This is a genomic window from Micromonospora hortensis, assembly GCF_022230935.1.
In the GTDB taxonomy this organism is placed as follows: Bacteria; Actinomycetota; Actinomycetes; order Mycobacteriales; family Micromonosporaceae; genus Micromonospora; species Micromonospora hortensis.
This window is the reverse complement of the sequence record NZ_JAKKFE010000030.1, coordinates 89,472-112,911: the sequence shown is the minus strand read 5'-3', so window position 1 is coordinate 112,911 and position 23,440 is coordinate 89,472. Positions and strand designations below refer to the sequence as shown.

Here is a 23,440-nt window from a genome sequence, read left to right as displayed (position 1 = left end):
TCAGGCCGTCGGCCCGGTGGTGGTGAGAACCACCACCGGGCCGAGGACGAAGACAGCGGGTGGGCCGATGCCCTCCCGGGCGGCGACGGCGCCGATCTCGTCGAGCCGGGCGGGCACCGATCGTTGGTCGGGCAGCCCGGCGTCCTGCACGGCCAGCACGGGGGTCTCCGGGGCGCGACCGTGCTCGATCAGTACGTTCGCGATCTTGGCGATGGTGTCGACCGCCATCAGCAGCACGACGGTGCCTCGGGCTCGGGCCAGCGAGGCCCAGTCGACGAGCGAGTCGGGGTGCCCGGGCGGCAGGTGCCCCGACACGACAGTGACGTCGTGCGCCACGCCCCGATGCGTCACCGGCACGCCCGCGAGAGCCGGAGCGGCGAGCGCGCTGCTCACCCCGGGCACCACAGTCACCGGCACCCCGGCCGCCGCGCAGGCCTGCACCTCCTCGTGGCCGCGCCCGAAGACGTACGGGTCACCACCCTTGAGCCGGACCACCCGGCGACCGGCACTGGCGTGCGACACCAGTGCCTCGTTGATCGCCTCCTGGGCCATCGACGGACCACGGGGCACCTTCGCCGCGTCGACCACCAGCACGTCGGGGCGCAGCCCCGCGAGCAACCCCTGCGGGGCGAGTCGGTCGACCACCACGACGTCCGCCGCGTCGAGCAGCGCCTTCCCGCGTACCGTGATCAGGTCGTCGGGCCCCGGCCCGCCGCCGACCACGGCGACCGAGCCGTGGTCGTGCCCGTGGTCGTGGTGGTCGTGCCCGTGGTCGTGGTGGTCGTGCCCGTGATCGTGATGGTGGCCGACCGGGTCGTCGGGGTGGTCGTGCGGGCGTTGCGGGCGACCCACCTTGTCCGCGAAGCCGGGCATCAACACCCGGTAGGCGCAGGTGTCGCAGTTCATCCGGATGTCCCCGCCCAACGCCTCGGCGTACCGCTCCCCGACGAGGTCGGCGAGGGCGTCACAGTCGCCGATCACCTCGGCGACGCGGACGTCCAGGTCGGGGTGGGCGGCGGCGAACTCCGCTGACTGGGCGACGATCCGGTCCGGCAGCACCCCGGCGAACAGGAAGTAGGGAGCCACCACGATCCGCCGCGCGCCGAGGCGGCGCAGGCGCTCCAGCACGGCCGGCACCGACGGCTGCGCCAGGGAGATGAACCCCGGCTCCACGCCCGCGTAGCCGCGTCCCTCCCAGAGCAGGCGGGCGACCTTGGCGACCTCGGCGTTGGCGTCCGGGTCGGTGGACCCCCGACCGATCAACGCCACCCACGTGTCGGCCCGGCCGGCGCCGGCCAGCTCCGTGTCGGCCCGGCCGGCGCCGGACAGCTCCGTGTCGGCCCGGCCGGCGCCGGACAGCTCCGTGTCGGCCCGGCCGGCGCCGGACAGTGCGGCGTCGATGCGCTGTTCGAGGGCTTCGTGCAGCAGCGGGTGGGGGCCGAGCGGGCGGCCGTAGCGGTAACTCAGCCCGCTGTGGCGCTGCTGCTCCCGGGCCATCGCGGCGGGGATGTCGCCCTTGCCGTGACCGGCGCCGGTGAGCACCAGCGGCAGCGCCACCAGCGCCCGGTGCCCCCGGGCGACGAGCGCGCCGACCGCGTCGGTCAGCGGCGGGCGGGACAGCTCGATGAAGCCGCCCTCGACGTCGCCGATGTCGCCGCGACCGCGGACCCGCTCGACGAGAGCGGCGAACTGCTCGACCCCGGCCGCGCTGCGCGTGCCGTGCCCGACGATGACCAATCCGGTCATGACTTCTCCTCGACGTAGAGCAGGGCGTTGAGGGCGGCGGCGGCGACCGCCGAGCCACCCTTCTCCCCCACGTTGGACACGGCGGGCAGGCCGCTGGCCCGCAGCGCCGCCTTCGACTCGGCGGCGCCCACGAAGCCGACCGGCAGGCCGACGACGAGCGCCGGCGCGGCGTCCACTGTGAGCAGTTCGACGAGCGCCGTGGGCGCGCAGCCGACCACCCAGACCGCTCCGGTCCCGACCCGCTCCACTGCGATCCGGACGGCCGCCGCCGAGCGGGTGATGCCGGCCGAGCGGCCCAGCGCGGCGGCGGCCGGCTCGGCGACCGGGCAGACCAGTTCCAGGCCGGCGCGGGTGATTCCGGCGGCGACCATCGCCACGTCGGTGACCACTGGCGCCCCGGCGCGCAGCGCCGCCAGCCCCGCTTCCAGGGCGGCCTCGTCGCACACCAGCTCGTCGACGTACGCGAGGTCGGCGCTGGCGTGCACCACCCGCTCGGTCACCGCGCGGCTCAGCGGCGGCAGGTGCGACAGGTCGACGCGCTCGCGCAGGATGCGGTACGACTCGGCCTCGATGGGGTGCACCACCCGGCTCATCGGGCTCCTTCACAACGGTCGGGCTCGACGACGCGGATCGCGTCGACCGGGCAGATCTCCAGGCACTCCAGGCAGCCGGTGCACAGGTCGGCGCGGACCGTGAGGCCGCCGGCGACCGGGCGGATCGCGTGCGTGGGGCAGGTGAGCAGGCAGGCGCCGCAGCCCTGGCAGGCGTCGATCGTCACGAGCGCCATCGGTACCCCCGGGGTGTGACCATCCGGCCGGCGACCAGCCGGGTGTCGCTGCTGCCCACGACCACGACGCTGTACATGTCGACGATGGCCGGGTCGAGCGTCGCCACGGTGGCGAGGTGCACCTGTTCGCCGGGGCGGCTGGCATTGCGCACCACGCCCACCGGGGTGTCCGGTGACCGGTGCGCGGCGAGGATGCCGAGCGCCTTGCCGAGCTGCCAGTCGCGGGCCCGGCTGCGCGGGTTGTAGAAGAGCGTCACGAAGTCACCCTCGGCGGCGGCGGTCACCCGCCGCTCGATGACGTCCCACGGGGTGTGCAGGTCGGACAGGCTTACATAGGCGTGGTCGTGGCCGAGCGGCGCGCCGAGCAGCGCCCCGGCGGCGAGGGCGGCGGTGACGCCGGGCACGCCGACCACGTCGATGCGCTCGTCGGCGTACTCCAGGGCGGGGCTGGCCATCGCGTACACCCCGGCGTCGCCGGAGCCGATCAGCGCTACCGCCCGGCCGGCGGCGGCCTCGGCAACGGCGGCGCGCGCCCGCGCCTCCTCCGCGCCCAGCCCGCTGGAGAGCACCCGGGTGCCGGGGCGGAGCACGTCGCGGACCTGCTCCAGGTACTGGTCGAGGCCGACCACCACGGCGGCGCGACGTAGCTCGGCCACCGCGCGGGGGGTGCGCAGGTCGGCGGCGCCCGGCCCGAGGCCGACGACGGCGAGCCGGCCGCGTGGCGCGTGCCGGGCCACCGCGACGGTGGCCATCGCCGTCGCGGTCTTGCCCACCAGCAGCGTCGCGTCGTCGGCCCGGCCGTCCGGGCCGAGCAGGGCCGCGGCCTCCGCCACGCTCGGCGTGCCGACCGCGGCCCGGACCACCTCGCTGGGGTGCGGCACGTCGACCGCCGCCAGCCGCGCCGCCGGCCAGGTCACCAGGGGTACGCCGAGCGCGTCGGCGGTGCTGCGGATGCCCGCCTCGTCGGCCTTGATGTCGGCGGTGGCCAGGCAGCGCAGGCTCGCCGGGTCGAGGCCGGCCTCGGCCAGCACCCGGTGCAGCAGCTCCGCCACCTCGGCGGCGGGTACGCCCCGACTCGCCCCCACGCCGGCGACCAGCGACGGCGGCCGCAGCACGGCGGTCCGCCCGTCGGGTGACACGACCCGGTCGGTGACCAGCAGCCGGTACCCGGTGTCCGTCGGGTCCTCGTCAGCGGCGCACACGTTCGGGGGCAGGGCGGGCAGCGGCCAGTCGGCGTCGGCGATAAGCCGGACCGGCTCGCCGTCCAGGATGGCCCGGGACACCGCGGCGACAGCGCCCTGCACGGGCCAGCCGAGGGTGTCCAGCCCCGGCAGGTCGACAGCGTCGGTGGCGGTGGTGATCACCGGTCGGGCGCCCAGCAGAGCGGCGACCTGCTCGGCGAGCGCGTTGCCCCCGCCGGCGTGCCCACCGAGCAGCGCCACGGCGTGCCGGGCCGCCTCGTCGACGACCACCACCGCCGGATCGGTGCGCTTGTCGTCGAGCAGCGGCGCGACGATCCGCACCACAGCCCCGGTGGCCAGGAACGCGATGACCGCGTCACACCCGGCCCAGGCGGTCCGCAGCGCGTCGGCGACGGTCTGTCCCTCGACCAGCCGGGCGTGCGGCCAGGCGGCGGTCAGGATGTCGGCGTTCCGGCGGCCGGCGGCGGTGGCCGCCACCAGGCCGATCCGGGCGGGCGGGTTCTGGTCGGTCACTGGCGCTCCCCGGTGAGGACGACCACCGGGTTGGTGGCCGCGAGGCGGATCGACCCGCCGGGCAGGTCGGCGAGGCGGGCGGCGGAGAGCTGGCTGCCCTCGACCGTGTAGCCGGCGGCGCGCAGCAGGCCCACTGCCGGTGCGACCCGGTCCAGTGCGGCCAGGGTGAGCACCACCCGCTCGGGTTGGCGGGACACCACTGCGGTGAGGACGTCGACACCGCCACCGCCGACGAAGACCGCGTCGGGCTCGGGGAGGCCGGCCAGCGCCGCCGGTGCACGTCCGGTAACGAGCCGGACGTGTACGCCGTGAGCGGCGGCGTTGGTCTGGACGGTCGCGCCGGCCTCGGGGTCCTGTTCGACGGCGAGCACTGCCGCGCCGAGCAGCGCGCACTCGATGCCGACCGACCCGCTGCCCGCCCCGATGTCCCAGATCAGCCGACCCAGGCGGGGGCGCAGGCGGGCGACGACGAGGGCGCGCACCTCCGACTTCGTGATCATGGAGTCGCGGTGGGCGTACCGGGCCTCCGGCAGCGCCCAGCCTCCGGCTGGCGCGGCGGCGGGCTGGTTGTCCGACCGCATGCCACCGGGCGCGACCAGAGGAGCGGCGTCGGGTGCGGGGTCCGCTGCGTCGGGGGCGGGTTCGGTGGCGTCGGGGGAGGCGAGGCTGAGCAGGACGTGCGGGTCGGCCCAGGTCTCGGCGGCGGCCTGCTCGGGGGTGACCGCGCGGATCCGTTCGGCGGCGGTGCCCAGGTGCTCGGCGACCAGCAGACGGCGGGACCAGCCGACCAGGCCGGCGCCCAGTTCGGCCGCGCCGGCGCCGGGCGCGGTGAGCACCGCGACCAGTGGCAGCGCCCGGCAGGCGTTCACTGCGGCTCGGGGGTCGCGCCCGTGCGCGCTGACCACCGCGGCGCCGTCCCAGGGCAGCCCGGCGCGGGCGAACGCTGTGGCCACACTGGACACCGCCGGCACCACCCGCAGCGGCAGTCCGGCCGCGCGCAGCCGCCGGACGATGCCGAACAGGCCGGGATCGCCGCTGGCCAGCACCACGGCCGGCACCCCGGCGTCGACGGCCTCGGCGAGGCGGCGCAGGGCGGGAGCGAGCGGCCCGAGGGCGACGGTGTCCGCGTCGGCCGGTACGGGCACCGCGGCCAGGTGCCGGGCGGCCCCGACCACCAGCCCGGCGGCGGCCAGCACCGGGGCGAGCGCGGGGTGCGGCGGTGCGCCCGCGGCGTCCAGGCCGACCACCGTCACGCCGCTCACCGGGGCCACCGGCCGGACGAGGCGACGACGTGGGCTCCGGCGAAGTCGACCATCGCCACGTCGACGGTGACCGTGGGCCCCGCGAAGCGCCGCAGCACCTGGCGGACCCGCTGGCAGAGCAGGTCGCCGGCCGGGGCGAGCAACCCGGCGGCCTCCCACAGCTCGTACGCGTGCCGCCCGGTGTTCGCCTCGGTCACGGCGGCGACCAGCGACGGGTCACCGCCGGCCTCCGCGGTCACCGCGCCGAGTAGGGATAGGTCCACTGTGGAGCGGGTGTAGTGGGTCATCAGGATGCCGGCCGCCAGTTTGGCGAGCTTGCCGGCCATGCCGACGAAGACCACACCGGTCATGCCGTCGCCCACGGCGGCGGTCACCGCGGCCCCGGTGAAGTCGCCGACCTCGACGAAACAGACCTCGGGCAGGTCGGGCAGGAGCGCGCGGGCGGCCCGCTCGGTACGCCCGCCGGTGCAGAGCACCACTGTCGGCTCGCCCTGGGCGGCCATCACGTGCACGGCCTGCACGACGCTGGCCCGCCACGACGCGGTGGAGAAGGGACGGACGATGCCGGTGGTGCCGAGGATCGAGATTCCGCCGAGGATGCCGAGCCGACGGTTGGTGGTCTTGCGGGCCATGATCTCGCCCCGAGGCACACTGATCACCACCCGGACTCCGACCTCGCTGAGGTCGACCACCTCGGCCACCGCCTCGCCGATCATCCGGCGGGGGGTGTCGTTGATCGCCGGGCCGCCGACCGCGAGCCCGAGGCCGGGCTTGGTGACGGTGCCGACGCCGGCACCGCCGGCCAGCCGCAGGCCGGGGACGTCGGTCCAGTTCACCGTGGCGGTCAGCTCGGCGCCGTGGGTGACGTCCGGGTCGTCCCCGGCGTCCTTGACCACCACCGCTTCGGCCCGGACCGGTGGGGTGCCGGTCACCTCGCAGCGCTCCACCGGGAAGCGCACTCGACGTCCGGCGGGCAGGCCGATCTCCACCTCCTGTTGGGGGGTGCCGGTGACCAGCGCGGTGAGAGCGGCCTTGGCCGCCGCCGTGGCGCACGCTCCGGTGGTCCAGCCGGTGCGCAGCGCGGTGGGCCGGACCTTCGCGGTACGCGGCAGGTCCGGCTCGCGCAGCGGCGGCTCGGCGTACGTCATGGTGTGTGCCCCGGTGGTGTGGCTGTCCCCCCGGTGCGGGCGCCGGCCTGGCGACGCAGTTCGGCGCGGGCGGCCGGCTCGGCTCTGCGGAAGGTGTGGAAGTGCCCGGGGTGGTAGAGGTGCGAGCGGGTGCCCTCGGCGGCGAGGGCCGGGCCGACCAGGAAGAGGGTGTGCTTCCACAGCTTGTGCTGCTTCACCGTCGCCTCCAGCGTGCCGACGGTGCACCGCACCACCAGTTCGTCGGGCCAGGTCGCCTGGTACGCCACAACGGCAGGGGTGTTCTCCGGGTAGCCGCCGGCCAGCAGCTCGGCCTGCACCTGCCCGGAGCGGGCGGCGGACAGGAACAGCGCCATTGTGGTGCCGTGCCGGGCGAAGTCACGGACCCGCTCGCCGGGCGGCATCGGGGTCTTGCCACCTTCGAGGCGGGTGAGGATCACCGACTGGGCCACCTCGGGCACTGTCAGCTCGCGTCCGACGATCGCCGCGACGGCGGTGAACGAGGACACCCCGGGCACGATCTCGACGGCCAGGTCGAGCGCCCGGCACACGTCCAGTTGTTCCTGCACCGCGCCCCACAGGGCCGGGTCTCCGGAGTGGATCCGGGCCACGGTCAGCCCCTGCTCGGCGGCGCGCCGGTAGAGCGGCAGCACACCCTCGATGGGCAACTGCGACGAGTCGACGATCTCCGCGCCGAGGCGGGCGTGGTCGAGCACGTCGGCGTGCACCAGGCTCGCCGCCCAGATCACGATGTCCGCCTCGGCGATGACCCGCGCGGCCCGCAGTGTCAGCAGGTCCGCCGCCCCCGGGCCGGCTCCGACGAACCACACCTTGCCGTCGCTGGTCACAGCTTTCCTCCTCGGTGCTCGCGGCGGGCCGGAACCAGCAGCGTCGACAGGTAGGGCAGGTCGTGCTCGGTGTCGCCGACCGGCCCGACGCGTTCACCGGGCAGCCCCAGGCTGCGTCCGAGCACGGCGTCGGCGAGGCGACCCTGCCGGCGCAGCTCGGCGAGCAGTTCCGGGTGCCGACGCCAGCCCTTGTAGGCGACGACGGTGCCCGGCCCGGCGAGGGCGTCGGCGAAGAGCGCCAGGCCGGCGGTGGCCGGCAGCAGGGTGAGCGGTTCGCGTCCCTCACAGAGCGGGATGCCGCTGCGGGCCGCCAGCTCCTGCATGGCGGTGACGCCGGGCACCGTCGCCGCCCGCACCGTCGGGCGCAGCGCGCGGACGCTCTGGGCCAGGTAACCGAAGGTGGAGTAGATGTTCGGGTCGCCGATGGTGGCGAACGCGACGGACCGCGCGCCCGCGTCGATCGCCTCGACCACCACCCGGGCGGCGTCGTCCCAGGCGGCCGCCCGACGCGCGGTGACCCCACCCCGGTCGTCCAGCGCGAACGGCAGCCGGCGCAGCCGCTCCGGCGTGACGTGGGAGCGCACTGTCACCTCGGCCCGCCCGACGTCCGCGCCCGGCGGCGTCGGGCCGGCGGTCACGGTGGGCGCGACCCGGTCCGCCATCACGGGTACGAAGACCACGTCGGCCTCGCGCAGCAGCCGCACCGCCTTGACGGTGAGCAGTTCCGGGTCGCCCGGGCCGACGCCGACCCCGGTGAGCGTGGCGTCGGCGCTCATCGGCACGCCTCGACCAGTCGACGGGCGGCGTCCGGGTGGCCGGCCCAGTGGGTGTGCAGGTAGGACGCGTGCACCCGACCGGTGACGAAGCCGTGCTCGGTGTCGTTCCAGCGCCACGCCGACGCGTCGCCGTGCCCCGGGTCGGTCGTGGTGCGGTGGAACTCGTGGCCGCGAACCGGCTCGCCGGCGCGGGCCACCGGGGAGTCGGTGACGGCGAGGGCCTCCCGGTAGCCGAGGGTGAGCCGGTCGGTCATCCGGGCGGTCAGGTCCAGCCGGCCGCACATCGGTACGCCGTCGAGGGACCGCCCGAGGTAGAGCAGTCCGGCGCACTCGGCCACGATCGGCCCGTCGAAGTCGGCCAGCTCGGCGCGGAACCCGGTGTTGTCGGCCAGCGTCTGGGCGTACGCCTCGGGGAAACCGCCGCCGATCACCACCGCCCGGGTGCCGGCGGGCAGCGCCGGGTCACGCAGCGGGTCGACGGTGACGACGTCCGCGCCGGCCGCGGCGAGCAGTTCGGCGGTCTCCGCGTACGAGAAGGTGAAGGCCGGACCACCGGCGAGGGCCACGCGTGGTCGCTCGACGCCGGCCGGCCCGCCGACTGCGGCGACCGGGTCCCAGGCCGGGGTGGTCAGCGGCGGGGCGGTCCGGGCCAGGTCGAGCACGGCGTCGAGGTCCACAGTGGCCTCGACCAGCTCGGCGAGCGCGGTGACGATCGCTACCGATTCGGGTGCCCGCTCGGCGACCGGCACCAGTCCGAGGTGCCGGGCCGGCGCGGCCACCTCGGCGGCGCGGGTGACAGCGCCGAGCACTGGCACGTCCACCTCGGCGAGGGCGTCGCGCAGCAGCGTCTCGTGCCGGGGTGAGCCGACCCGGTTGAGGATCACCCCGCCGATCCGTACCGCCGGATCGAACGCGGCCATGCCGAGGGTGAGCGCGGCGGCCGACCGGCCCTGCGCGGTGGTGTCCAACACCAGCAGCACGGGTGCCTCGATCAGCCGGGCGACGTGCGCGGTGGAGGCGTAGTCGCGGCGGCCCACCGCGCCGTCGTGCAGGCCCATGACGCCCTCGACCACGGCGATGTCGGCGGGCGTGGGGACGCTCGCGCCGTGTCGCAGCAGGGGGGCGATCCGGTCGGCCCCGACCAGGAACGGGTCGAGGTTGCGCCCGGGTCGGCCGGCGGCGAGGGCGTGGTAGCCCGGGTCGATGTAGTCGGGGCCGACCTTGTGCGGGCTGACCGTCAGGCCCCGTCGGCGCAGCGCGGCGAGCAGCCCGGTGGCCACAGTCGTCTTGCCGTGACCGCTGGCCGGGGCGGCGACCACCACCCGGGGCAGCTCCCAGTGCGCGCTCACCACTCGATGCCCTTCTGGCCCTTCTGGCCGGCGTCCATCGGGTGCTTGACCTTGGTCAGCTCGGCGACCAGGTCGGCGGCGGCGACCAGGCGCGGGTCGGCGTCCCGACCGGTGATCACGACGTGTTGGAAGCCGGGGCGGTCGGCCAGGGTGGCGACCACCTCGTCGACGTCCACCCAGCCCCACTTCATCGGGTAGGTGAACTCGTCCAGCACGTACAGCCCGTAGCGCTCGGCGGCCAGGTCACGCTGGATCTGCCGCCAACCCTCCAGGGCGTCGGCGGCGTGGTCGGCGTCGCCGCCGCGCTGGATCCAGGACCAGCCCTCGCCCATCTTGTGCCAGGCCACCGGCGCGCCCTGGCCGGTGCGCTCGTGCACCTCGCCGAGCGCCCGGAAGGCGTTCTCCTCCCCCACCCGCCACTTGGCGCTCTTGACGAACTGGAACACCCCGACCGGCAGCCCGGCGGTCCAGGCCCGCAACGCCAGCCCGAAGGCCGCCGTCGACTTCCCCTTCATCTGTCCCGTGTGGACGATCAGCAGTGGCCGGTGCCGCCGCTGCCGGGTCGTCAACCCGTCAGCGGGCACCGAACTCGGTTGTCCCTGCGGCATCAGTCCGTCCCCCGTCCCGCGGACACTCCCGCGATCTTGCGGTTTCTGTTGGTCATATGCGCTCTTGGTCCGTTATGCCACGACAGGAAGTGCAAGATCGCGGGAGTGGGGGTGGGTGAGGGCTTCCAGGGGGGTTCTTGGGGCGTTCAGCTGGGTGGCCAGGCGGGCGGCCAGGTGCAGTCGGACCGGGCCGGATTCGCAGTCGACGACCACGCACGGAGCCCCCGTGGCGGCCAGGATGCCGGCCGCCGCTGCCGCCTGGTCCAGCGGGCGGGTGCCTGCCGTGGCTCTCCCGTCGGTGACGATGAGGACCAGTGGGCGGCGCTTCGGGTCGCGCAGGCGCTCCACCCGCAACAGGTCCGCGGCGGCGAGCAGCCCCTCGGCCAGCGGCGTACGCCCGCCGGTGGGCAGCTCGGCCAGCCGGGTCGAGGCGGCCAGCACCGACGAGGTCGCCGGCAGCAGGGTTCGGGCGCCGCCACCGCGGAACGCGATCACCGCAACCTTGTCCCGCCGCTGGTACGCGTCGGTGAGTAGGGCGAGCACCGCGTCCTTCACTGTGGTCATCCGCTGTCGGGCGCCCATCGAACCGCTCGCGTCCACCACGAACAGCACCAGGTTGCCCTCGCGCCCCTCACGAACCGCCTCGCGCAGGTCGTCCCGGCGCAGTCGCAGCGGGCCGGTGACCCGGCCCCGGGCCGCCTGGTGGGGCGCGGCGGCGCGGATCGTGGCCGGCAGGTGCAGCGCGCCGACCCGGCCCGCCGGCACCCGGGCGCCGGTGGTGCGGCCCCGGCCGGTCCGGGCCCGCGAACGCCGACCGGGCACCCCGTCACCCACGCCGGGCGCGGTGAGCACCCGCGCCTTCAACCCACCCCGGGGTACGGCCACCGGCTGGGACTCCCCGCCGCCGGTCGGGTCGTCGTCACCGGTCGCCGATTCCCGGTCACCACGCGGGCGCGAGTTCTGGTCGTCGCCGCCCTGCGGTCCGCCGCCACTCGGGCCGTCCTCGTTTGGTCCGCCCCCGCTCGGGCCACCGCCCCCGCTCGGGCCACCGCCCTGCGGGCCGGCGCCGTCCGGGCCACTGTCGTCGGGGCCGCCGCCGTCCGGGCCACTGTCGTCGGGGCCGGCGCCGTCCGGGCCACTGTCGTCGGGGCCGGCGCCGTCCGGGCCACTGTCGTCGGGGCCGGCGCCGTCCGGGCCACTGTCGTCGAGGCCGGCGTCGTCCGGGTCGTCGGGGTGGGCGTCCTGGGCGCGCTGCAACGCCTCGTCGAGGCGCTTCTCGTCCAGCCCCGGGGTGTCGAACGGGTCGCGGCGGCGGCGGTGCGGCAGCGCCAGCCGGGCGGCCACCCGGACATCGTCGATGGTGACCCGGTCCCGGCCGTGCCAGGCGGCGTGGGCGAGGGCGGTCCGGGCGGTGACGATGTCGGCCCGCATCCCGTCCACGTCGAACGCCGCGCACACCTCGGCGATCTGCCGCAACGCGGCGTCCGGCAGTCGTACCCCGGGAAGTCGGCGGCGGGCGGCGGCCACCTGGCCCGCGATCTCCGCGTCGGCATCGGCCCAGCGGGCGGCGAAGCCGACCGGGTCCGCGTCGGCGGCCAGCCGGCGGCGGACCACCTCGACCCGGATCTCCGGGTCCCGGCTGGCGCCCACCTCCACTGTGAGCCCGAACCGGTCGAGCAGCTGCGGGCGCAGCTCCCCCTCCTCCGGGTTCATCGTGCCGACCAGCAGGAACCGGGCCGCGTGGCTGACCGAGACGCCCTCCCGCTCGACGTGGCTGCGGCCCATCGCCGCCGCGTCGAGCAGCAGGTCGACGAGGTGGTCGTGCAGCAGGTTGACCTCGTCGACGTAGAGCACGCCCCGGTGCGCGGCGGCGAGCAGGCCCGGCTCGAAGGCGCGTACCCCCTCGCCGATCGCCTTCTCCAGGTCCAGCGCGCCAACGACCCGGTCCTCGGCGGCGCCCACCGGCAGCTCCACGAGGCGGGCCGGACGGGTCTCGGCGGCGGCGTCGGCGGGGTGAGGGCCGTCCGGGCAGGCCGGGTCGGGCTCGGCCGGGTCACAACCGAAACGGCAGCCGGCCACCCGCCGCACGGGCGGCAGCAGCGCGGCGAGCGCCCGCACGGCTGTGGACTTGGCGGTGCCCTTCTCACCACGGACCAGCACCCCGCCGATCGCCGGGGAGACCGCGTTGAGCAGCAACGCCAGCCGCATGTCGGCCATGCCGAGCACCGCGCTGAACGGGTAGATCGTCACTGTGCTTCCTTCGTTCGCGACTGCGGGGCTCGCAAAACCGGCTCACTCCTCGCGCTCACAGTGCTCCCTTCGTTTCGCGACTGCGGGGCTCGCAAAACCGGCTCACTCCTCGCGCTCACACCCGGTCCTCCAGGTCGCCCTCACTGGCCAGGTACGTGTCGCGCAGCCGGTCGAGGGTGGCCGGCTCCGGCTCGGCCCACAGCCCCCGGTCGGCGGCCTCCAACAGCCGCTCGGTGATGCCCCGCAACGCCCACGGGTTGGACTTCTCCAGGAACTCCCGGGTGGTGTCGTCGAAGAGGTACGCGGCGGCCAGGTGCTCGTACATCCAGTCGTCGACCACGCCGGCGGTGGCGTCGTAGCCGAACAGGTAGTCCACAGTGGCCGCCAGCTCGAACGCGCCCTTGTAGCCGTGCCGGCGCATCGCGGCGATCCACTTCGGGTTGACCACCCGGGCGCGGAACACCCGCCGGGTCTCCTCGCCCAGCGTGCGGGTACGCACGTCGTGCGGCATCGCCGAGTCACCCACGTACGCCTGCGGTGACGTGCCGGTGAGATGGCGGACCATCGCCACCATCCCGCCGTGGTACTGGAAGTAATCGTCGGAGTCGACGATGTCGTGCTCGCGGGTGTCCTGGTTCTTCACCGCAACCGCGATCCGGGCGAACGAGCGCTCCATGTCGGCGCGCGCCTCCCGCCCGTCCAAGCCCCGGCCGTACGCGTAGCCGCCCCAAACCGCGTACACCTCGGCCAGGTCGGCGTCGCTGCGCCAGGTCCGGGCGTCGATCAGGGGCAGCAGCCCAGCGCCGTACGCGCCGGGCTTGGAGCCGAAGATCCGGGCGGTGGCCCGCCGCTCGTCGCCGTGCTCGGCGAGGTCGGCGGCGACGTGCGCGCGCAGGTAGTTCTCCTCGTCCGGCTCGTCCAGGGCGGCGACCCGCCGGACGGCGTCGTCGAGCAGCGCCACCACGTGCGGGAACGCGTCGCGGAAGAAGCCGGAGATGCGCACTGTGACGTCGACGCGGGGGCGGCCCAGCTCGGCGGTCGGCACCACCTCGATGCCGGTGACCCGCCGGGACCTGTCGTCCCAGACCGGCCGGCAGCCCAGCAGCGCGAGCACCTCGGCGATGTCGTCGCCCTGGGTCCGCATCGCGCTGGTGCCCCACACCGTCAACCCCACCGAGCGGGGGTACGCCCCGGTGTCGGCGAGGTGCCGGGCCAGCAGTGAGTCGGCGAGGGCGACCCCGACGTCCCAGGCGTTGCGGCTGGGGATGGCCTTCGGGTCGACGGAGTAGAAGTTGCGGCCGGTGGGCAGCACGTTGACCAGGCCCCGGGTGGGTGAGCCGGACGGGCCGGGCGGCACGAACCGTCCGTCGAGCGCGCCGAGGGTGTTTGTCAGCTCGTCGGTGGTGCGGTCCAGTCGGGGCACCAGCTCGGTGGCGGCGAAGTGCAGCACCGCGGCGACGTCCGGGATCGACCGACCGGTCACCTCGGCCACCACGGCGTCGACAGTGTCCACGGCCCAGCCCAGGGTCTCCATGCCGACGACCAGCCGCCGCGCGAGGGCCTCGATGAGGTCGATCGCGTCGGCGGCGGTGCCGGCCGGCCCGTCCACCACGTCGGTCAGCGCCGCGGGCAGCGCCAGTCGCTGTCCCGGCGACGCGAGCAGCTCCTGCTCGTCGAGGGAGTACGCGACGGCGAGTGCCTGTCGCAGGCCGGGCAGGGCCCGGGCGCCGCCCCAGATCTGCGGGGCGCGCAGCACCGCCAGGACCAGGTTGACCCGGGGCTCGCCGGTGGGCGCGTCGGCGAGGATGTGCAGCCCGTCGCGGATCTGGACGTCCTTGACCTCGCACAGATACCCGTCGAGGTGCAGCACGAAGTCGTCGAAGTCGTCCGCGTCGGGCATCGCCTCGGCGTGCAGGTCGTGGTGCAGCTCGGCGGCGCGCACCAGGTCCCAGATCTGGGCCCGCACGGTGGGCACCTTGGCCGGGTCGAGGGCCTGCACTGTCGCGTACTCGTCGAGCAGTTGTTCCAGTTTGGCCAGGTCGCCGTAGGTCTCGGCGCGGGCCATCGGCGGGACCAGGTGGTCGACCACCACGGCGTGCGCCCGCCGCTTGGCCTGGGTGCCCTCGCCGGGGTCGTTGACGATGAACGGGTACACCAGCGGCAGGTCGCCGAGGACCGCGTCGGGCGCGCAGCCCGCGGCCAGGCCGAGGCCCTTGCCGGGCAGCCACTCCAGGGTGCCGTGCTTGCCCAGGTGCACGACGGCGTCCGCGCCGAAGCCACCGTCCGCGGCGGGCGCCGTCAGCCAGCGGTACGCGGCCAGGTAGTGGTGGCTGGGCGGCAGGTCCGGGTCGTGGTAGATGGCGATGGGGTTCTCCCCGAAGCCGCGGGGCGGCTGGATCAGCAGCACCACGTTGCCGAAGCGCAGCCCGGCGAGCACGATGTCGCCGCCCTCGGTGTACAGCTCGCCCGGCGGCTCACCCCAGTGCTCCCGCATCCGCTCCCGCAGCTCGGCCGGGACCTGGTCGAACCAGCGCCGGTACGTCGACCCCGGTATCCGGGCCTCGGCGGCGGCCAACTGCTCCGGGGTGAGCCACTCCACGTCGTGACCACCGGCGGCGATCAGCGCGTGGATCAGCGCGTCACCGTCGTCGGGCGGTGGCGCGTCACCCAGGTCGTAGCCGGCCTCGGCCAGCGCGGCGAACAGCCGGACCGCCGAGGCCGGCGTGTCCAATCCGACGGCATTGCCGACCCTGGAGTGCTTGGTGGGGTACGAGCTGAGCACCACGGCGACCCGCTTGTCGGCGTGCGGCACGTACCGCAGCCGGGCGTGGCGCACCGCGATCCCGGCGACCCGGGCGGCCCGCTCGGGGTCGGCGGCGTAGACCGAGAGCCCGTCGGCGTCGATCTGCTTGAACGAGAACGGCACTGTGACGATCCGGCCGTCGAACTCGGGGATGGCCACCTGCATGGCGGCGTCCAGTGGGGACAGGCCGGCGTCGCTGTCGGCCCACTGCGCGCGGGTGCTGGTGAGGCAGAGCGCCTGGATGACCGGCACGTCCAGGGCGGCCAGGGCGCCGACGTCCCAGGCGTCCTCGTCGCCGCCACCGGAGGCGTCGGCGGCGACCGCACCTCCGGCCGCGAGCACAGTGACCAGCAGCGCGTCACAGCGGGCGAAGAGCCCGAGTGGGCCGGCGCCCGCGGTCAGCCCGCGCAGCGAGCCGCAGAAGATCGGCAGCGGGTTACCGCCGGCTTTGTGGACCGCGTCCGCGAGCACGTCGACGAAGTCGGTGTTGCCGGCGAGGGCGTGTGCCCGGTAGAAGACGATTCCCACTGTGGGCCGGCCCGGGTCGGCGGGGTGTTCGCCGTGCACGCCGTACGCCGGGGTGGGCGCGGGTGCGGCGAATCCCTCGCCGGTGAGCAGCACCGTGTCGGAGAGGAACCGGGCCAACTGCCCGAGGTTGTCCGGACCGCCCTCCACCAGGTACGCCAGCGACTGGGTGACGACCCCGGACGGCACCGTGGAGATGGCCATCAGCTCGGCGTCGGGCAGCGCCTCGCCGCCGAGCACCACCGTCGGCACGCCGGTGGCGAGCACCGCGGCGAGGCCGTCCGCCCACGCCTGTCGACCGCCGAGCAGGCGTACGACGACGAGGGCGACCCCGTCGAGCAGGGCGGGCACCTCCTCGGCGGCGACTCGGGCGGGGTTGGCCAACCGGTAGTCGGCGCCGCTGGCGCGGGCGGCCAGCAGGTCGGTGTCGGCGGTGGACAGCAGCAGGATGCGCACGGCAGGCTCCGGAAAGTGACGCCCTGGACCCTCACGGGGTGACCGGGGCGATGCGAGTGGGTACGGCGTCAGCCGGTACGACGGCCCGCGCGAACGGCGCCCCGACGCATGCGTCGGGGCCGGTCAGCGCCGGGCGATCAGCTCAGCGGTGCCGGTGGCCGGTGTCCTTGGAACGCACTGCCTGGAGCGCGATACGACGATAGTCGTCGATGAATGAGACGCCGTGCGTCATCGGGTCCTCCTCGGGTGTCCACGCCCTGGGGTACGTCCCGACGGCCGAAGTATCCTGGCTTCCGGATCGACGCTCTCCCCCGGCCTTCCAACCGCAGACACACGGCCGTGACTCACGAGGGGGGATCGCTCCCCGGTGACAGTGGCGGGACCGCGTCGGATTCGCACCGACTTCCTTCACTGCCGTCAGGCCGCGAATGCTGCCACACCGCCGCGCCGCCGGTCAACGCCGGTCCGACCCCGCCGGGCGGACGGGACTCATCGAGCTTCAACGATTGGTACGAGCGCGAGTCCGCGCGACGGAATGCCTCAGATCAATGCGCGACGCCCTTTGCTCTGCTTACCTATGTGCACCAGACACGGAGCGTCACCGGCGCCTATAGGTAAGCAGAGCAAAGGTGGCCGGACGAGTCCTGACCTGCGCCGATCCTCCGGCAGGGCGGTGCCGGCCGACACCCTCACCTAGGATCGGCGAACGCCACACCAGTGTCCGCGATCAATCTCGGAGGTCGATCATCGTGGTCGCCCCGCAGTTCCACCGCCTGTCGGGCCGTGTTTGGCGGTATCCGGGCGATCCCGACCCGGAGGCGGTCCAGGCCGGTGTCGCCGTCGTCGCCGACGAACGCGGCAGTGTGATGATCGACGCCGGGCAGAGCCCCGCGCACGCCCGCGAGATCCAGGCCGCGCTGGCCGCCGCCGGGCTTCCGGAGCCGCGCTGGCTGGTCTACACCCACCATCACTGGGACCACGTGTGGGGTGCCTGCGCCTGGCCCGGCGTGGAGATCGTCGGGCACGAGACGGCCGTGTCGCTGCTGCGCGCCGAGGCCGCCCGGCCGTGGAGCCACCCCTACCTGCAGGAGCAGATACGCGCCGATGCCCGCCTCCGCCCGAGCTTCTCAGCCCGCGCACGCGCGATGGCGTCCTGGGAAGACTTCGCCATCCTGCCGCCGACCCGCACCTTCGTCGACGTGGACGAGCTGCCGGTCGGGGTCGAGCTACGCCACGTCGGCGGCGGGCACGCGCCGGATTCGACAGTGGTGCTGGTGCCCGACTCGGGGGTGATGCTGCTGGGCGACTGCTTCTACCCGCCGCCGGCCCATGTGCGCCGGCCGGAGGACGGCCTCGACCTCGACCTGGTCCGGCGACTGCTCGACGACGACTACCACTGGTACGTCTCCAGCCACGCCGAGCCGATGACGCTCGAGCAGGCCCGCTCGGCCGTCGAGGGCGCCTGATCCAGACGGCAGACGCTCTCCGGCACCGGGTGCGGGCACCTGACGCCGTGACCCTTCAGAACGATGAGGCCCCGGCTACCAGCGTCCGTGCCGCATCCGTCCACCAGTAGAGGACCTCCCGGCCTGACCGGCGCTTCTGGAGCAAACCGGCATCCGTCAGCACGCGCAGGTGACCACCGACGGTACCGAGCGGCAGCCCGGTCGCGGCGACCACGGCCGTGGTGCTGACCGGCTCAGCCGCCTGCACCAGAATCGTGCTCCGCGCGTTCCCGAGCAGGCGGCGCAGTGGATCCGGGGTGGTGAGAGCCGCCTCGGCGAAGATTCCCGTCACCGGATAGACGATCCCGAAGCGGTCGGGCAACCTCCAGGAGATCCAGCCTCCCCGGCAGTGGGCCGCGAAGAACGTCAGCGTCCCGCCGCGCACGTCGGACGGTGGGTAGGGCCGTTCCTCGACCTGCAGCCGGCCGTTGCCCAGCCAGCGCGTGCCGGGCCGCATGTCGTTGAGGACCCCGGACCATCCGTCCCGGCCCAGCCGGGAGATCCGGGACACCACGTCGGCGCGCAGCACCGACTGCCGGCGCGGCCAATCCGCCTCAATGGTGTGGTGCCAGACCCAGCGCAGGAGAGCGGCCGTCCGGCTCGCCAACCCCGAACCGCGCAGCTCCGCAGCCAGCGGAGAACGTACGTGGGCCAGATCGGCACGGATCCGGTCGTCCGGCAGCGATTCCAGCTCCACGAGTTCGTCGTCCAGCGTCATGTCCGGACGGGCGGGCGGCACCGTCAGGAAGTCGGCCATCCAGGAGGACGATATGGCGTGCGCCAGAATGGCCCGGGTCACCGGGTCACCGTCGAGATAGCCCCGGAAGGCATCGACGTGCTGGTCCCGCCAGACCCGATGCCACGGAAGCGGCTGAGCCCGGCGCAGGATATTCAGCGCCCCCAACGTCTCGGTGAGCTGCGAGGTGCCGAAACGCGCCCGCGCCATCACTTCGGCGTCGACCAGGAACACCGCCACTTTTCGCCTCCAGTCGAAACTCTAGGGAGGCGCCGCAGGATGTCGCAAGCTCCTGGCCATGCACAGCGACACCCCACCAGGCGACCCGACGACAGTGAGCACGCGGAACTTCAACGCCCTGTGGGCTGGTGCCGCCATCACCAACCTGGCTGACGGCGTCGTCAAGCTGACAGTGCCTCTGGTGGCCGTCTCGATGACGAACTCCCCTGCGCTGGTTGCCGGTGCCACCCTGGCCAACACCCTGCCCTGGTTGCTGTTCGCACTGCCCGCCGGTGCCCTCGCCGACCGGGTGGACCGCCGGCGCCTGATCATGACGATGGCCGCCGCGCGCGCCCTGCTCCTCGCCGTGCTCGTGGGCGCCGTCCTCGTGGACGCCCTCCCGCTGGCCGGCCTGTACGCGGGTGCGCTGCTCCTCGGCACCGCCGAGGTGTTCGCCGACACCACCCGGATGTCGGTCGTGCCGATGGTCATACCCCGCAGTCGCATGGAATCCGCGTTCGCGAAAAGTTGACAGCGACCGAGACCGCGGCCAACGAGTTCATCGGGCCCCCGCTGGGTGGCCTGCTCGCCGCCGCCGGACTGGCCGTGGCACTCGGTGCCGGCGGCGTTGGTTACGCGGGCGCACTACTCGCACTGGCAGTCATGACCGGTCACTACCGCAGCAGCGGTCACCCCGGACCGAGGGCGAAGCTTCCGGGCCTCCGCGTCGACATCCGCGAGGGCATCCGGTACGTGTGGCAGGCAAGAATTCTGCGGTCCCTGCTGCTGGTGGCCGGTGCGGCGAGCGGGTGCTGGGCGGCCTGGATGGCGGTCATCGCCGTCTACGCGATCGCACCCGGACCGATGAACCTGAGCCACGCGGAATACGGCCTGCTGATCGGAGCCCTGGGGGTGGGCGGCGTGGTGGGAGCCTCCGCCGCACCCTTTCTCACCCGCCGCCTCGGACGGCGGGTCGTCCTCGCCGCGTCGATGGCGAGCTTCGCCGTCCTGCTGGCAGCACCGGCCATCACCTCGTCCCCCCGGCTGGTCGCCGCGGCGACCGTCCTGGGCGGCGCCGGCTCCGGCGCGTGGAACGTCACCTACAGCTCGCTGCGGGCACTCGTCGTGCCCGACGAGATGATGGGGCGCTACAGCGGGGTCAGCCGCCTGACCAGTTGGGGTTCCATGCCGCTCGGGGCCCTGGCCGCCGGCCTCACCGCCGAACTGGTCAGCGTCAGAGCGGTCTTCTGGGGCGCAGCAGCTCTCTGCGTCCTGGTGCTCACCGTGACGGTACGAACTGTCACCTCACCCGAATTCCGACTGGTGCAGGCCCGCGCTACCGCTCTCCACGAACCCGCGCCGGCCCAGCCGCACTGACCTGGCCTCAGCGGGCATGGCGCTCCGGGTGGGCCCGGCTCCAGGTCCGCATCCGTTCCGGGTAGCCGGTGCGCGCCGCCTCGTACAGCGGCACCGCGTGCTTGCGGGCGATGGACCCGGCCGCGCGCGGCGTTCCGGTACGGCGGCGGATCCACTCGCCGTCGTGCGCGATCGCCACCACAGTGGTGTCCGTCGCGGTCGTCTCCGGCTCCAGGTAGAACTCCACCCCGCGCCGGGTGGCCACGAACGCCTCCAGCGCCGCGAGGTCGTCGCGGGTCGCCTCCCGGTCCAGCTTCGTCGGGGTCGCCTCGGCACCCCGTGACCGGCGGTTGAACCAGCTCATGCCCCGCCCCTCTCCTCGACGTCCCTCCAGTGCAGCACCGGTTCCTGGCAATACGCTGCACGCCGGATGGGAGAGAGCTGACCCACGTCGGGAAATCCCCGTGGAACCCGCGGCGGGTGGGCGGTGTCCTGAGTGTGATCCGAACGGAGGCTCCCCTGGACGACGAGGCGCTCGTCACCCGCGCTCGGGCAGGTGACCTGGAGGCGTACAACCTCCTGGTCGCCCGGCACACCGCGTCCGCGTACCGGACCGCGGTGCTGCTCGGTGCCGGCTCGGACTCCGAGGACGTCATCCAGGAGGCGTTTGTGAAGGCGTACCGGAAGCTGTCCCGATACCGGGGTGACGCGTCCTTCCGGTCGTGGCTGCTCGCGATCGTCGCCAACGAGACCCGCAACCTGCACCGCTCCCGTGGCCGGCGCGACGGGCTCGTGCTGCGGGCGGCGGCAGCGGACCCGACGTCCGAGATCGCCGAGGACGACGCGGTCGGCGGGGTCCTCGCCGGTGAGCGCCGGGCATCGCTGGTACAGGCGCTGCGACAACTGCCGGTACGGGACCGTGAGGTGATCGTCTGCCGGTTCTTCCTCGATCTCACCGAGGAGGAGACGGTGTCGGCTCTGGGCTGGCCCCGGGGCACTGTGAAGTCGCGTACGTCCCGGGCGCTGGCGAAGCTCCGTGGCCTGCTCGACAGTGCGGAGGTCCGGCATGGGTGACCTCGAACGGGAACTGCGCGACCTGTCCACCTGGCTGGACACCCCCGATCCGCCCGACGTGACCGCCCGCGTCCGCGTACGGCTCGGCACGCCGTCGCCCCGGCGGCGCCGGTGGCGGTCGCTCGCCGTGGTGGCGCTCGTCGCCCTGCTGGTGGCGGTGTTGCCGCCGACGCGGGCCGCGATCGCCGACGCCGTCACGGGGCTGCTGCGCTTCGCCGGGGTCAGCATCGCCACCTCGCCCGCCCCGACGCCGCCCGCCGGCGCCGCGTCGCCGTTGCCCGGGCAGCGGACCGTCGCCCTGGACGAGGCCCAACCGTCGGTGCGGTTCCCGATCCGCCTGCCGGCGATGCTGGGCACGCCCGAACAGGTGCTGGTCGCCGACCCCGACGCCACGGGCCGGTACCGGGTGGCGACGCTGCTCTACGACGGGGGCGCGCTGCGCGTCGACGCGTTCGACGGTCACCTCGACCTGGCCTTCCACAAGGAGGTCAGCCCGCCGGGCGCGAACTGGGTCCAGGTCAACGGCGACTTCGCCGTCTGGGTCGACGGCCCGCACGCGTTGTCCTACGTGGACCGGGCGGGCGAGATCCGCCGGGAGACCGCCCGACTGGCCGGCTCGACCCTGATCTGGCAGGACGACGACGTGAGCTACCGGATTGAGGGCACCCTCACCAAGGCCGAGGCGATCGAGATCGCGCGCTCACTGGGCTAGGAACCCGACGGGCGTGGGCGGTGTCGGAAGGGTGGACGAGTCGTCGACGCGTACCGGAAGGGGTGAGATGGTTTCCTGGGGCAGGTTGACGCTGGCATCCTCGGTGGTCCTGCTGGCGGGGTGCACGACCACGACCAGCGGAGCGTCGCCGACGGCGGGTGCGGCCACCACGGCGAGCACCGCGACCGCCTGCGCGGCGCGGGTCGAGACGGGGTCCCTGCCGGACTGGGCGGACGCCGGGTTCAGCGGGGACGCGCGGGTTCCGCACGTCTTCGGCGCGAAGGGTGACATCGTGGCGGTGCTGTTCGCCCATCCGCTGCGGCAGGTCCGGACGGACGGGTCGAACAACAAGATCCTCTGGGTGGCCCGCGCCGCCACGACCTCGCCCGACCCGACCGCGCCGGCAACCCTGGTGATCACCGCGAGACTGGACGGCACGGACACCCGGGTGATCCGGGAGGTCGCCGGTGGCCCCGGTCCGTCGATCATCGACCTGCCGCAGGCCGGTTGCTGGCGCCTCGACCTGCGCTGGTCCGGGCACACCGACACGATGGACCTGGTCTACGCCCCCTGAGCCAGTGCCCCGGCCGGCTAGGCTGCCCGACGTGCTGGAGGACATGCGGACGGCGGCCCGCAACAACGCCGAATGGTGCGACATCGTCTGCGGCAGCCAAGGGCTGGTCGGCCGTACCGACGCCGACGCCTGGTCGGTCCCCCACCGTTCGCCACAGTGGTACCCGGACGCGGTCACAGTGCGGCCGGGCGTCGACGCCGAGGCCGTTCTGGCCCGCATCGACGCGGGGCCCGGCGCGTCGGTGAAGGACAGCTTCGCCGACCTCGACCTGTCCGGGTACGGGTTCCGGGTGCTCTTCGACGCCCAGTGGATCCACCGGCCAACGTCGGCACCGCCTGTGGACACGCCGCTGACCCCGGTCACCACACCCGACGAGTTGGTGGCCTGGGCGGCGGCCCACGGCGGTGGAGAGCTGTTCCGCCCCGCGCTCCTGGCCGACCCCCGCGTACGGGTGCTCGCCCGCCACGACGACCGGGGTGTGATCACCGGAGGAGCGGTGCTCAGCGGCGACGGCCCGTACGGCGTCTCCAACCTGTTCACCCGCACCGACAACTCCCGGGACGTCTGGCGCGCGGTGTCTGCCACGATGCCCAACGCGCCGCTGGTCGGCTACGAAACCACAGCGGACCTGACGCCGGCGCTCTCCGCCGGCTTCACCACCACCGGCCCTCTCCGCGTCTGGCTGCACGCCTAGCGCTCTGGCCACTGGCTCCGCGCACGGACAGCTATGCTGGGCGGCATCGGCACCGATCCGGCCATCACCGGGGAGCCTCCGGAAGAACGGGCAGTTCGACCGCCTCAGTAGAACCGGACGTCGCGGCACGTCACGTCGTGAAATTGAGCGGCGCCTGCACCATCGAGGCGCAAGCGGGGTGGTACCGCGGAGTCCTGGCCATACGCCCGGCGCTTCGTCCCCGCGTGGGCAGTGAGCAGATGCCCGCGCGAGCGGACGTGGAGTGTAGGGAGAACGTCGGTGCCGGACGGTCCGTCGAAG

20 protein-coding genes, 2 pseudogenes and 1 riboswitch are annotated in these 23,440 nt (G+C 74.2%); of the genes and pseudogenes, 7 read left to right on the top strand and 15 right to left on the bottom strand.

Translation table 11 applies throughout. The annotated features are described in order from the left end of the window. The 12 genes and pseudogenes from cobA to cobN all read right to left on the bottom strand — a co-directional run bounded on the left by cobA (position 1) and on the right by cobN (position 16,270). Positions 1-1,746, bottom strand: a complete 1,746-nt coding sequence (cobA, locus tag NIE111_RS21990) for a uroporphyrinogen-III C-methyltransferase (protein ID WP_238686177.1) — start codon at positions 1,744-1,746, stop codon at positions 1-3. Continuing rightward, positions 1,743-2,339 (bottom strand): precorrin-8X methylmutase, encoded by a 597-nt coding sequence (locus NIE111_RS21985; protein ID WP_238686176.1) that lies wholly within the window; start codon positions 2,337-2,339, stop codon positions 1,743-1,745. Before NIE111_RS21985 ends, cobA begins: the two co-directional genes overlap by 4 nt. Next, the gene (locus NIE111_RS21980; protein ID WP_238686175.1) at positions 2,336-2,533 is read right to left on the bottom strand and encodes a DUF362 domain-containing protein; all 198 of its coding nucleotides are present in this window, start codon (positions 2,531-2,533) and stop codon (positions 2,336-2,338) included. The genes NIE111_RS21985 and NIE111_RS21980 overlap by 4 nt, the downstream gene beginning before the upstream one ends. Then, positions 2,521-4,248: a precorrin-3B C(17)-methyltransferase gene (cobJ, locus tag NIE111_RS21975; RefSeq protein ID WP_238686174.1), complete on the bottom strand. Its 1,728-nt coding sequence runs from the start codon at positions 4,246-4,248 to the stop codon at positions 2,521-2,523. The genes NIE111_RS21980 and cobJ overlap by 13 nt, the downstream gene beginning before the upstream one ends. Next, positions 4,245-5,627, bottom strand: coding sequence for a precorrin-6y C5,15-methyltransferase (decarboxylating) subunit CbiE (gene cbiE / locus NIE111_RS21970; RefSeq protein WP_308193730.1), 1,383 nt, complete (start codon positions 5,625-5,627; stop codon positions 4,245-4,247). Before cbiE ends, cobJ begins: the two co-directional genes overlap by 4 nt. Beyond that, positions 5,588-6,658 (bottom strand): annotated as a pseudogene (locus NIE111_RS21965) (cobalt-precorrin-5B (C(1))-methyltransferase); the annotation flags it as partial. The gene cbiE and the pseudogene NIE111_RS21965, both read right to left, overlap by 40 nt. Further along, positions 6,655-7,503 (bottom strand): precorrin-4 C(11)-methyltransferase, encoded by an 849-nt coding sequence (gene cobM / locus NIE111_RS21960; RefSeq protein WP_238686171.1) that lies wholly within the window; start codon positions 7,501-7,503, stop codon positions 6,655-6,657. The pseudogene NIE111_RS21965 and the gene cobM, both read right to left, overlap by 4 nt. Further along, entirely contained in the window at positions 7,500-8,279 is a 780-nt protein-coding gene (gene cobI / locus NIE111_RS21955) for a precorrin-2 C(20)-methyltransferase (protein ID WP_238686170.1), read from the bottom strand. The genes cobM and cobI overlap by 4 nt, the downstream gene beginning before the upstream one ends. After that, positions 8,276-9,631 (bottom strand): cobyrinic acid a,c-diamide synthase CobB, encoded by a 1,356-nt coding sequence (locus NIE111_RS21950; RefSeq protein WP_238686169.1) that lies wholly within the window; start codon positions 9,629-9,631, stop codon positions 8,276-8,278. The genes cobI and NIE111_RS21950 overlap by 4 nt, the downstream gene beginning before the upstream one ends. Continuing rightward, positions 9,625-10,236, bottom strand: coding sequence for a cob(I)yrinic acid a,c-diamide adenosyltransferase (gene cobO, locus NIE111_RS21945; protein WP_112673096.1), 612 nt, complete (start codon positions 10,234-10,236; stop codon positions 9,625-9,627). The genes NIE111_RS21950 and cobO overlap by 7 nt, the downstream gene beginning before the upstream one ends. Positions 10,237-10,308: 72 nt before the next feature. Then, positions 10,309-12,545: pseudogene (locus NIE111_RS21940) on the bottom strand (putative cobaltochelatase). Between the two features lie 56 nt (positions 12,546-12,601). After that, the gene (gene cobN, locus NIE111_RS21935) at positions 12,602-16,270 is read right to left on the bottom strand and encodes a cobaltochelatase subunit CobN (RefSeq protein ID WP_238686168.1); all 3,669 of its coding nucleotides are present in this window, start codon (positions 16,268-16,270) and stop codon (positions 12,602-12,604) included. A 257-nt stretch (positions 16,271-16,527) separates the two neighbouring features. Further along, positions 16,528-16,704: riboswitch (cobalamin riboswitch) on the bottom strand. 315 nt (positions 16,705-17,019) lie between these two features. Between cobN and NIE111_RS21930 the strand changes: the two genes are divergently transcribed. Continuing rightward, positions 17,020-17,736 carry an MBL fold metallo-hydrolase gene (locus NIE111_RS21930; protein ID WP_238686167.1) on the top strand — a complete coding sequence of 239 codons (717 nt, stop codon included), beginning with the start codon at positions 17,020-17,022 and terminating at the stop codon, positions 17,734-17,736. 55 nt (positions 17,737-17,791) lie between these two features. Here NIE111_RS21930 and NIE111_RS21925 read toward each other — a convergent pair whose 3' ends face one another. Continuing rightward, positions 17,792-18,751, bottom strand: coding sequence for an ArsR/SmtB family transcription factor (locus tag NIE111_RS21925; protein ID WP_238686166.1), 960 nt, complete (start codon positions 18,749-18,751; stop codon positions 17,792-17,794). Positions 18,752-18,809: 58 nt separating this feature from the next. On the opposite strand from NIE111_RS21925, the gene NIE111_RS32125 reads away from it, so the two are divergent. Together NIE111_RS32125 and NIE111_RS21920 are read left to right on the top strand one after the other, a co-directional pair. After that, positions 18,810-19,262, top strand: a complete 453-nt coding sequence (locus NIE111_RS32125) for an MFS transporter (RefSeq protein WP_274531484.1) — start codon at positions 18,810-18,812, stop codon at positions 19,260-19,262. Then, positions 19,259-20,107 carry an MFS transporter gene (locus tag NIE111_RS21920; RefSeq protein WP_274531483.1) on the top strand — a complete coding sequence of 283 codons (849 nt, stop codon included), beginning with the start codon at positions 19,259-19,261 and terminating at the stop codon, positions 20,105-20,107. Before NIE111_RS32125 ends, NIE111_RS21920 begins: the two co-directional genes overlap by 4 nt. A gap of 7 nt (positions 20,108-20,114) precedes the next feature. Here NIE111_RS21920 and NIE111_RS21915 read toward each other — a convergent pair whose 3' ends face one another. Next, positions 20,115-20,450 (bottom strand): hypothetical protein, encoded by a 336-nt coding sequence (locus NIE111_RS21915; protein WP_124859681.1) that lies wholly within the window; start codon positions 20,448-20,450, stop codon positions 20,115-20,117. 134 nt (positions 20,451-20,584) lie between these two features. On the opposite strand from NIE111_RS21915, the gene NIE111_RS21910 reads away from it, so the two are divergent. Next, the gene (locus tag NIE111_RS21910; RefSeq protein WP_238686165.1) at positions 20,585-21,160 is read left to right on the top strand and encodes an RNA polymerase sigma factor; all 576 of its coding nucleotides are present in this window, start codon (positions 20,585-20,587) and stop codon (positions 21,158-21,160) included. Then, positions 21,153-21,872, top strand: coding sequence for a DUF4367 domain-containing protein (locus NIE111_RS21905; RefSeq protein WP_238686164.1), 720 nt, complete (start codon positions 21,153-21,155; stop codon positions 21,870-21,872). Before NIE111_RS21910 ends, NIE111_RS21905 begins: the two co-directional genes overlap by 8 nt. On the opposite strand, the gene NIE111_RS21900 is transcribed toward NIE111_RS21905, so the two are convergent. Continuing rightward, positions 21,861-22,163: a hypothetical protein gene (locus NIE111_RS21900; RefSeq protein ID WP_238686163.1), complete on the bottom strand. Its 303-nt coding sequence runs from the start codon at positions 22,161-22,163 to the stop codon at positions 21,861-21,863. The two genes, NIE111_RS21905 and NIE111_RS21900, sit on opposite strands and share 12 nt — an antisense overlap. Before the next feature lies 1 nt (position 22,164). On the opposite strand from NIE111_RS21900, the gene NIE111_RS21895 reads away from it, so the two are divergent. Together NIE111_RS21895 and NIE111_RS21890 are read left to right on the top strand one after the other, a co-directional pair. Further along, positions 22,165-22,446: a hypothetical protein gene (locus NIE111_RS21895; protein ID WP_238686162.1), complete on the top strand. Its 282-nt coding sequence runs from the start codon at positions 22,165-22,167 to the stop codon at positions 22,444-22,446. 31 nt (positions 22,447-22,477) lie between these two features. Beyond that, the gene (locus NIE111_RS21890) at positions 22,478-23,140 is read left to right on the top strand and encodes a hypothetical protein (RefSeq protein ID WP_238686161.1); all 663 of its coding nucleotides are present in this window, start codon (positions 22,478-22,480) and stop codon (positions 23,138-23,140) included. Positions 23,141-23,440: the final 300 nt, after the last annotated feature.

Coding starts and splice junctions, on each gene's coding strand:
- cobO (WP_112673096.1), bottom strand. CDS start 10,236: ATGCCGCAGGGACAACCGAGTTCGGTGCCCGCTGACGGGTTGACGACC.
- cobA (WP_238686177.1), bottom strand. CDS start 1,746: ATGACCGGATTGGTCATCGTCGGGCACGGCACGCGCAGCGCGGCCGGG.
- NIE111_RS21915 (WP_124859681.1), bottom strand. CDS start 20,450: ATGAGCTGGTTCAACCGCCGGTCACGGGGTGCCGAGGCGACCCCGACG.
- NIE111_RS32125 (WP_274531484.1), top strand. CDS start 18,810: ATGCACAGCGACACCCCACCAGGCGACCCGACGACAGTGAGCACGCGG.
- NIE111_RS21985 (WP_238686176.1), bottom strand. CDS start 2,339: ATGAGCCGGGTGGTGCACCCCATCGAGGCCGAGTCGTACCGCATCCTG.
- NIE111_RS21980 (WP_238686175.1), bottom strand. CDS start 2,533: ATGGCGCTCGTGACGATCGACGCCTGCCAGGGCTGCGGCGCCTGCCTG.
- cobI (WP_238686170.1), bottom strand. CDS start 8,279: ATGAGCGCCGACGCCACGCTCACCGGGGTCGGCGTCGGCCCGGGCGAC.
- NIE111_RS21905 (WP_238686164.1), top strand. CDS start 21,153: ATGGGTGACCTCGAACGGGAACTGCGCGACCTGTCCACCTGGCTGGAC.
- NIE111_RS21900 (WP_238686163.1), bottom strand. CDS start 22,163: ATGTCACCCTTCGCGCCGAAGACGTGCGGAACCCGCGCGTCCCCGCTG.